We start from the raw sequence: 8,223 nt of genomic DNA on the forward strand, positions 1-8,223 counted from the left end.
GTACCGCCGGTCGCGCAGTGCGGGGACGGGCACCGCACATGACGCACCGGAGCACCAGCGGTACTTGCGAGGTCGCACCCCTGTGACCCGGATCAGGCGCCATAAATCATGCAGTCCCGGACGACACCCCACCCCGGCACCGGCCCCGGCCCGCCCGCACCCCGCCCGGCCAGGGCAGGGACCCGCCCGAACCCCCGCCCGGCCAGGGCAGGGACCCGCCCGAACCCCCGCCCGGCCAGGGCAAGGGCCCGGCCAGGGCAAGGTCACACCGCCAGCAGCGCGCTCCCGTGGTGGTGCAGCCACGCCCGGTACGGCGGAGTCCGAAGGGCCGCTTCGCGGTACGCCGCCCGCAGGTCCTCGTAGACCTCGGCATGCGCGCCCGGCCGCGTCGCCAGCAGCAGCCGTACCGCCAGCGGGTCCCCCGACAGCGGCCGGATGGCCATGTCGTCGCGCGGCCCGGACGTGGGCTGGCACGGCGCGACCGCCTCGCCGGAGATGATCAGCGAGGTCGCCGTGTGGTAGTCGGCGTGCAGGACCGGCGGATCCAGCCCCGCCCCGGCGAAGACCCGCCGCAGGCCGTCCCACTCGCCGTCGACCGAGGGGTCCACCATCCAGCGGTCGCGGGCCAGGTCCCGTAACTCCACCACCGACGACCGCGCGGCCGGATGGTCCCGCGACATGGACACGAACTGCGGCTCGCGCTCCATCAGCACCCGCACCTCCAGGCCGGCGGGCACCCGCAGAGGGCTGCCCTCGACCTCGTGGACGAACGCCACGTCCAGCTGCCCGGCGTCCACCATCCTCAGCAGCGCATTGGCGGACACGTCGACCACCAGCGAGGTCTCGGCGTCCGGATGCCGTCGGTGCAGCCGCCGCAGCCATCCCGGCAGGGCCCGGCTGGCCGTGGAGCCGATCCGCAGCCGCGGCCCGTGCGCGGCGGCCCGCGCCTCGGCGACCAGGGCGGCCATCTCGGCGAGCAGCGGGCGCGCCCGGCCCAGTACCGTGCGTCCGAACGGCGTCGGCCGGCAGCCGGTTCGTTCGCGCAGGAACAGCTCGCCGTCCAGGGCCCGTTCGATGCGCCGCAGCTGGGTCGTCAACGAGGGCTGGCTCACGCCGAGTTGCCGGGCCGCCTTGTGCAGGCTGCCGGCGTCGGCGATGGCGCACAGCGCGCGCAGGTGCCTCACCTCGAGCTCCATGACCCGAGAGTAGGGCGGGCCCCGTGGACCGCACCAGGCGCTGATAGCCGCCCGAATCCCGCCAATCTCACGCCAGTTGGCCTGCCGAATCCTCCCGATAGCCCGGCGTTATCGGCCTCTGACATCATCCCGCGGGCCCTTCCGCTCCCGCAGACTCCGGTACCGAACGACCACCCCCCACACCGGATGAGCAGGAGCACCCCACATGCGCCACTCCCGTAAGGTCACGCTGGCCGCCACCCTCGGCATCGGCTTCGCGACCGCTCTCGGCGTCGTCCCCAACGCCAGCGCCGCCCCGGCCGGCAGCCCCGCGAGCTACTCCGCCTACGAGCGCTCGCAGGAGAACGAGGCCGCCAACCGCGCGTTCTTCGACGCCGTGAAGCGCGCGGTGGCCGAGCAGCGCGCCGCGAACCCGGGCGCCCTCGCCGTGACCGTCACCTACAACACCCGCAACGCGCCGAGCTTCCGTACGCAGATAGCCAGTTCCACCCGGATCTGGAACAGCTCGGTGACCAACGTCAAGCTCCAGGAGGTGTCCTCCGGCGGCAACTTCTCGTACCGCGAGGGCAACGACTCACGCGGTTCGTACGCCAGCACGGACGGACACGGCCGGGGCTACATCTTCCTCGACTACCGGCAGAACCAGATCTACAACTCCACCCGGGTGACCTCGCACGAGACCGGTCACGTGCTGGGCCTGCCGGACCACTACTCGGGCCCGTGCAGCGAGCTGATGTCGGGCGGCGGGCCGGGCACCTCGTGCCAGAACGCCACCCCGAACAGCACGGAGCGGGCACGCGTGAACCAGCTGTGGGCGAACGGCCTCGTCACCTCGGGCCTCGGCTCGAAGGGCTGACCCGCAGACCCTGACCCGCGGACCCGTCGACCTTCCGACCCTCGACCCGTCGAATCACCACACCGCTAGTGCGGCACGTGCGGTTCGTACCGCGGGCAGTCCGGGTTCCGGCAGGGACCCGGACCCCACTCCGGTACGAAGATCCCGAGGGACTTGCGCCGCTTGACCACAGTCTCGACGGGGCTCCCGCAGTCCGGGCACGTGTGCTGTTCCCGCCCGGACCGCGGGGCGTCCGCCTCCCGCGCGTTCCGCTGCTCCTGTTCACCGGCCATACCTCCACGGTAAGCCGATTTCGCCGGTCCGGCGGGTCAGCGCGGTGACCTTCCTCGCCGCTACCCCCGCGGCTTGCGCCACATCGGCCACATCAGCGGACCGCCGGGCAGCCGCACCGCCTGCCCGGTGAACTCCCAGCCGAGTCGTTCGTAGAGTCCCTTGCTGCGCTCGCTGCTCGCCTCCAGGTACGCCGGGACGCCGTCCCGGTCGCAGCGCTCCAGCACCGGCCGCATGAGCGCGGTCCCCAGCCCCTCGCCCTGCCGGTCCGGCGCGACCGCGATCATCAGCAGGTACTCGTGCTCCTCGGCGGTGGGGTGCACCTCGCCCGTGAGCCGGCCGACCAGCTCGCACCGCTCGTTGTCCGGGTCGGCCACCGCGCGCATCCTCGCCGGGGTCTCGTCCTCCCCCTCCGGCTCCCCCGCCGGGATCCGCAGCCACAGCGCGGCCGCCGAGCCGTCCACGGCGTAGTCGATCCGGCCCTCGGCCAGCGCCACGTCCACGAAGACCCCGAGGAAGCGGCCGTTCACGGCGGCGCGGTGCTCCGGATCGGGGAAGACCCAGCAGGTGACGGGATCGTCCCGGAAGGCCTCGTCCAGCAGCCGCGCGACCGCGTCGCGGTCCGACTGATCCGCCTGACGTATCTCCAGCACCACGGGTCACACCTCTCACTCACATAGCAACGACCGTGAGTGATCCTAGAGTTGCGCCGAGCCGTTCACAGGGTTCAGCGACGGAAAAGGCCTGTTCCGGCACCCCGCGGCGCCGGAACAGGCCTCCGCTCCCGCCGCTACTTGGTGCGCCGCGTGACGAACTCGGCCAGCGCCAGCAGTCCGCCCGCCGCCCCGAGGTCCGGGACGGCCCGCGACAGCTCCTGCACCGCTCGGCCCATCCGGTCGGCGGCATGGGCCTGTGCCCAGTCCCGGCCCCCGGCCCGTTCCACCGCGCGGGCGGCCCGGTGCACGTCGTCCCCGGTCATGGGGCCCGCGTACAGGGCGGCCAGCTCCTCCCCCGCCGCGGTGCCCGAGGTGAGTGCGGCCACGACCGGGAGGGACTTCTTCCGGGCGAGCAGGTCGGCGCCGGCGGGCTTGCCGGTGTGGCCCGGGTCGCCCCAGATGCCGATCAGGTCGTCGATCAGCTGGAAGGCGAGCCCGGCCTCCCGGCCGAAGGCGTCCATCGCGTCGACCTCGTCGGGCCCGGCGCCCGCGTACAGGGCGCCCAGGGCGCAGGCGCAGCCCAGCAGGGCCCCCGTCTTGGCCGTCGCCATCGTCAGGCACTCGTCGAGCGAGACGTGCGGGCGCTCCTCGAAGGCGCAGTCCGCCTGCTGCCCCGCGCACAGCTCGATCACGCAGGCCGAGAGTCGGGCCGAAGCGGCCGCCGAGGCCGGGTGCGGGTCCTCGGCGAGCAGCGACAGCGCGAGCGCCATCATGGCGTCGCCCGTGATGATCGCGTCCGGTACCCCGAAGACGGTCCAGGCGGTGGGTCGGCTCCGCCGCCGGACGTCCTTGTCGATGACGTCGTCGTGCAGCAGCGTGAAATTGTGCGCCAGCTCCACGGCCGCCGCCGCCCGTACGGCGTCCTCGGCCCATCCCCGCGCACCGTTCAGGGCCTGCGCCGAGGCGAGCACGAGCGCCGGCCGGATGGCCTTGCCGGCGCCGCCCGCCGCCGCGGTGCCGTCCTCGTGCTCCCAGCCGAAGTGGTACATCGCCACCCGCCGCATCCCGCCGGGCAGGGTGCCGACGGTCCGGCGCAGCTCCGGGTCGACCGTTTCCCTCGTCCGCTCCAGCAGGGCCGCCGCTTCCTGTCCCTCGCCCGTCGCGAGGGCGTTCGCCGTCATCAGGGCCAGCGGCCGATCTCGACGTTCTCCAGGACGCCGAGCGCGTCCGGCACCAGCACCGCGGCGGAGAAGTAGGCGGTGACCAGGTAGGAGATGATCGCCTGTTCACTGATCCCCATGAAGCGGACGGAGAGGCTGGGCTCGATCTCGTCCGGGATGCCGGGCTGGTGCAGGCCGATCACGCCCTGCTCCTCCTCACCGGTACGCATGCACAGGATGGACGTCGTACGGGCGTCACTGACGGGGATCTTGTTGGACGGGAAGATCGGCACCCCCCGCCAGGAGGGCACCCGGTGCCCGCCGATCTCGACCGACTCCGGGTACAGCCCGCGCTTGTTGCACTCGCGGCCGAAGGCGGCGATGGCCTTGGGGTGGGCGAGGAACATCTTGGAGCCGCGCCGCATGCTGAGCAGCTGGTCCATGTCGTCGGGGCTGGGCGCGCCGTCGTGCGGCTGGATGCGCTGGTCGTAGTCGGCGTTGTGGAGGAGGCCGAAGTCGCGGTTGTTGAGCATCTCGTGCTCCTGGCGCTCGCGCAGCGCCTCGACCGTGAGCCGCAACTGCTGCTCGGTCTGGTTCATCGGCTGGTTGTACAGGTCGGCGACGCGCGTGTGCACACGAAGAACCGTTTGTGCAATGGAGAGTTCGTACTCGCGCGGCCTGGCCTCGTAGTCGACGTAGGTGCCGGGGAGGACGGCCTCGCCCTGATGCCCGGCGGACAGCTCGATAGCGGCCTCGCCGTACTTGTTGGTGCGCTGGGCGGGCAGGCTCCGTACGTGTTCCACGTGCGAGCGCAGCGATTCGACCCGGTCGGCGAGGAGCTGGAAGTCCTGGCGGGAGAGCACGAGCGCGGTGCCGGAGGTGACGGCGCGGGCGGTGAACTCCCAGATCGCCTCGTCGTCGGTGAGGGAGTCCTCGCCGAAGTACGCGCCGTCGGCGACGGTCCGCAGGACCGCGTCGTCGCCGTAGGGGCCGGGGCCGACCTGGTCGATGCGGCCGTGGGCGAGCAGGAACACCTGGTCGGAGGAGCTGCCGAAGGAGGTGAGCTCCTGTCCGGCCTCGAAGTCGATCTGGCGGCAGCGCGCGGCGAGTTCGGTGAGGACTTCCTCGTCCTCGTAGTCGCGCAGCAGCGGGATCTCCGCGAGCTCCGCCGGGATGACCTGCACCTGGGTCCCGGTCTTGATGAACTCCACGCGTCCGTCGCCGACGGAGTAGCTCAGCCGCCGGTTGACGCGGTAGGTGCCGCCTTGCACGGAGACCCACGGGAGCATCTTGAGGAGCCACCGCGAGGTGATCTCCTGCATCTGCGGCGCGGACTTGGTCGTGGTTGCCAAGTTCCGCGCGGCCGACGTGCCAAGACTGCGCTGCGGTGTCTGGGCCTCGGATTCGGAACCCGCCTGGACCGACATGTCTTTCCCTTTCGATCACTCCATGGACCTGAGGGACGCGAGCCTTCCAGTACGCAACGTCATAGGGCCATTACACAAAAGGGTGGGACTACTCCGTACGGGTGTGGGGCACTCTCCAGGGTTCGACCGCTTCACACCACGGCCGTCCCACGCCGTGCATTCCGGCCACCGTGGACCCGATCGGCACCGATTCCGGCCGCCGTCCGGCCTTCTGGGGCTGAAGCCGGGGCCTCCCGAACAGATTTCCGTATCGCGGCGAAGGCGTCGGCGCGCGTGCCGACTGTCCGGATCGGCTCGCTCGCCGTACGAACGCCCTAGCCACGGAAGGACTGCCTCCGCTACACCGGAGGGTACGCAGACGCACACACACAGTGTCCGTCACGCACCGCAAAGGAGGCGGCCCATGGTCGCACCCATGTCCGCGGACCGCTTCGTCACCGCCCTGCGCCGCGAAGGCCTGACCGTCGTCGAGGTCGGCGCCTGGCGCACCCACTCCCGCAACCACAAGGGGCCCTGGGGACCCGTGCACGGCGTGATGATCCACCACACCGTCACGCGCGGCACCCGCTACACCGTCGACCTCTGCCGCGACGGCGACGCGGCCCTGCCCGGCCCGCTCTGCCACGGGGTCATCACCAAGGACGGCCGCGTCCACCTGGTCGGCTTCGGCCGCACCAACCACGCGGGCGCCGGCGACTCCGACGTCCTGGCGGCGGTGATCGCGGAGAAGCGGCTCCCGCCGGACCGCCGCGCCGACACCGACGGCAACCGCCACTTCTACGGCTTCGAGTGCGAGAACCTCGGCGACGGCGAGGACCCCTGGCCGGCGGTCCAGCTCGACGCCATCGCCCGCGCGGCGGCCGCGGTCTGCCGCGTCCACGGCTGGGGCGCCGGCTCGGTCCCGGGCCACCTCGAATGGCAGCCGGGCAAGATCGACCCCAAGGGCTTCACGATGACCTCGCTGCGCGAACGCGTCGCCGAACGCCTGAAATGACGGGGGTGACCACCCCCTCCCCGGGCCTTTTTCCTGATGATCATTCCCCCGGACGCCCTCTCGCTCGCCGAGGTACGCCGCCGCGCCCACCGCTACCGCCTGGACGTCGCGTACCTCGGCGACACGCTGGTCGGCTGCATGACCGTACGGCCGCCCGAGCCCGGCAACGGCGCGCTCGCCAGCGTGATCGCCCGGGTGCTGCCCGCCCACCGCGGTCAGGGTTTCGGGACGATGCTCCGCGCCCACGGTCCGGCGCGGGCCCGCGCGCTCGGCCCGGCCGGGACGGTGGTTCTGGAGTCCAACCAGGACGGCCTGCGCTTCGCCCTGGCCCACGTCTTCACCGAGACCGAGCGGTACCTGCTGCCCGGGGAGACCGTCCCGTACATCACCCTGCGGCTGACCTGACCCGACAATGGACGGGTGACCCACCCCGACCTGCGCCCGCGCCCGCCCTCCCCGCTCACCGAGGCGGCCGACGAGCGATTCGAGCGGCACGGGGTCCGGCTGCTGCTCAAGCGGGACGACCTCGTGCACCCGGAGCTGCCCGGCAACAAGTGGCGCAAGCTCGCGCCGAATCTGCGGGTCGCCGTGGAGGGCGGGCACGACCGGCTCGTCACCTTCGGCGGGGCCTACTCGAACCACCTGCGGGCCACCGCCGCGGCGGGCCGGCTGCTCGGGCTGGGCACCGTCGGCGTCGTCCGCGGCGACGAGCTGGCCGGCCGCCCCCTGAACACCTCCCTCGCCCGGTGCGCGGCGGACGGCATGCGCCTGCACTTCGCGACCCGCTCCGACTACCGCCGCAAGGCCGAGCCGGAGACCCAGGCCCGCCTGCTGGCCGAGGCGGGGGCCCGCGGGGCGTACGTCGTCCCCGAGGGCGGCAGCAACGCCCTGGCCCTCCAGGGCTGCGCGGAGCTCGGCCGCGAACTGCGGGGCGCGGCCGACGTGGTCGCGGTGGCCTGCGGCACGGGCGGCACCCTGGCCGGCCTCGCCTCCGGTCTCGCGCCCGGCCAGCGGGCGCTGGGCGTCCCGGTCCTGGCGGGCGGCTTCCTGGGCGCGGAGATACGTTCCCTCCAGGACCGGGCCTTCGGCGGCCCGGCCGGGTACTGGACGCTGGCCGAGGGCTTCGACCACGGCGGCTACGCCCGCGTCCCGCCCGCCCTGGACGCCTTCGCCGCCGACTTCGAGTCCCGCCACGGGTTCGCGGTGGAGCGCATCTACGTGGCCAAGCTCCTGTGGGCCCTGACGGAACTCACCGCCTCCGGCGCCTTCCCCCAGGGCACCACCCTGGCGGCGGTCATCACCGGACGCCCTTGACGGGGCGTCGGGACCGTGCCGGGGGCCGAGCCAGGGCGCGTCGGCGGCCGACCCGGGTCAAGCCGGGCGGGCACTGCCCGCAGCCGCATACCCCGGCCGGGTCAGGCCGGGGCATCGCGTCGGCAGCCGGGCGGGTCGGGCCGGCACTGCCCGCAGCCGCGGGCCTCACCCGCCGGGCCAGGGCTCCCCAGGGCCGCAGGCATCACCCGGCCGGGACCGGGCCGGGGCATCGCGTCGGCAGCCGGGCGGGTCGGGCCGGCACTACCCGCAGCCGCAGGCGTCGCCCTCTCCTCCCAGTCGGCCATGGCCGCGCCCGACAAGCCGGGCAAGGACGAGGTCAAGACCCAGGT

9 protein-coding genes are annotated in these 8,223 nt (G+C 73.1%); 4 read left to right on the top strand and 5 right to left on the bottom strand.

The features are described from left to right. Window positions 1–263: 263 nt before the first annotated feature. Entirely contained in the window at window positions 264–1,196 is a 933-nt protein-coding gene (locus ACWDYJ_RS35190; RefSeq protein ID WP_451569677.1) for a LysR substrate-binding domain-containing protein, read from the bottom strand. A gap of 205 nt (window positions 1,197–1,401) precedes the next feature. Between ACWDYJ_RS35190 and snpA the strand changes: the two genes are divergently transcribed. Beyond that, the gene (gene snpA, locus ACWDYJ_RS35195) at window positions 1,402–2,052 is read left to right on the top strand and encodes a snapalysin (protein WP_451569678.1); all 651 of its coding nucleotides are present in this window, start codon (window positions 1,402–1,404) and stop codon (window positions 2,050–2,052) included. A 65-nt stretch (window positions 2,053–2,117) separates the two neighbouring features. Here the strand turns inward: snpA and ACWDYJ_RS35200 are convergent, their stop codons facing one another. The 4 genes from ACWDYJ_RS35200 to ACWDYJ_RS35215 all read right to left on the bottom strand — a co-directional run bounded on the left by ACWDYJ_RS35200 (window position 2,118) and on the right by ACWDYJ_RS35215 (window position 5,565). Then, complete coding sequence (locus ACWDYJ_RS35200) at window positions 2,118–2,324, bottom strand: hypothetical protein (protein WP_451569679.1); 207 nt, start codon at window positions 2,322–2,324, stop codon at window positions 2,118–2,120. 60 nt (window positions 2,325–2,384) lie between these two features. Next, window positions 2,385–2,978 (bottom strand): GNAT family N-acetyltransferase, encoded by a 594-nt coding sequence (locus ACWDYJ_RS35205; protein ID WP_451569680.1) that lies wholly within the window; start codon window positions 2,976–2,978, stop codon window positions 2,385–2,387. A 134-nt stretch (window positions 2,979–3,112) separates the two neighbouring features. Further along, window positions 3,113–4,159: a family 2 encapsulin nanocompartment cargo protein polyprenyl transferase gene (locus ACWDYJ_RS35210; RefSeq protein ID WP_451569681.1), complete on the bottom strand. Its 1,047-nt coding sequence runs from the start codon at window positions 4,157–4,159 to the stop codon at window positions 3,113–3,115. After that, on the bottom strand, window positions 4,159–5,565 hold the full coding sequence (locus tag ACWDYJ_RS35215; RefSeq protein ID WP_451569682.1) for a family 2B encapsulin nanocompartment shell protein: 1,407 nt from the start codon (window positions 5,563–5,565) through the stop codon (window positions 4,159–4,161). The genes ACWDYJ_RS35210 and ACWDYJ_RS35215 overlap by 1 nt, the downstream gene beginning before the upstream one ends. Before the next feature lie 403 nt (window positions 5,566–5,968). Here ACWDYJ_RS35215 and ACWDYJ_RS35220 point away from each other — a divergent pair, with 403 nt between their 5' ends. Genes ACWDYJ_RS35220 through ACWDYJ_RS35230 form a run of 3 tightly spaced genes read left to right on the top strand, consistent with a single transcriptional unit; the run spans window position 5,969 to window position 7,873 of the window. Further along, window positions 5,969–6,559 (top strand): N-acetylmuramoyl-L-alanine amidase, encoded by a 591-nt coding sequence (locus tag ACWDYJ_RS35220; protein WP_451569683.1) that lies wholly within the window; start codon window positions 5,969–5,971, stop codon window positions 6,557–6,559. A gap of 36 nt (window positions 6,560–6,595) precedes the next feature. Continuing rightward, window positions 6,596–6,964, top strand: a complete 369-nt coding sequence (locus ACWDYJ_RS35225; protein WP_451569684.1) for a GNAT family N-acetyltransferase — start codon at window positions 6,596–6,598, stop codon at window positions 6,962–6,964. A gap of 15 nt (window positions 6,965–6,979) precedes the next feature. Further along, complete coding sequence (locus ACWDYJ_RS35230; RefSeq protein ID WP_451569685.1) at window positions 6,980–7,873, top strand: 1-aminocyclopropane-1-carboxylate deaminase/D-cysteine desulfhydrase; 894 nt, start codon at window positions 6,980–6,982, stop codon at window positions 7,871–7,873. Window positions 7,874–8,223 lie beyond the last annotated feature (350 nt).

The organism is Streptomyces sp. NPDC003042 (assembly GCF_053591315.1).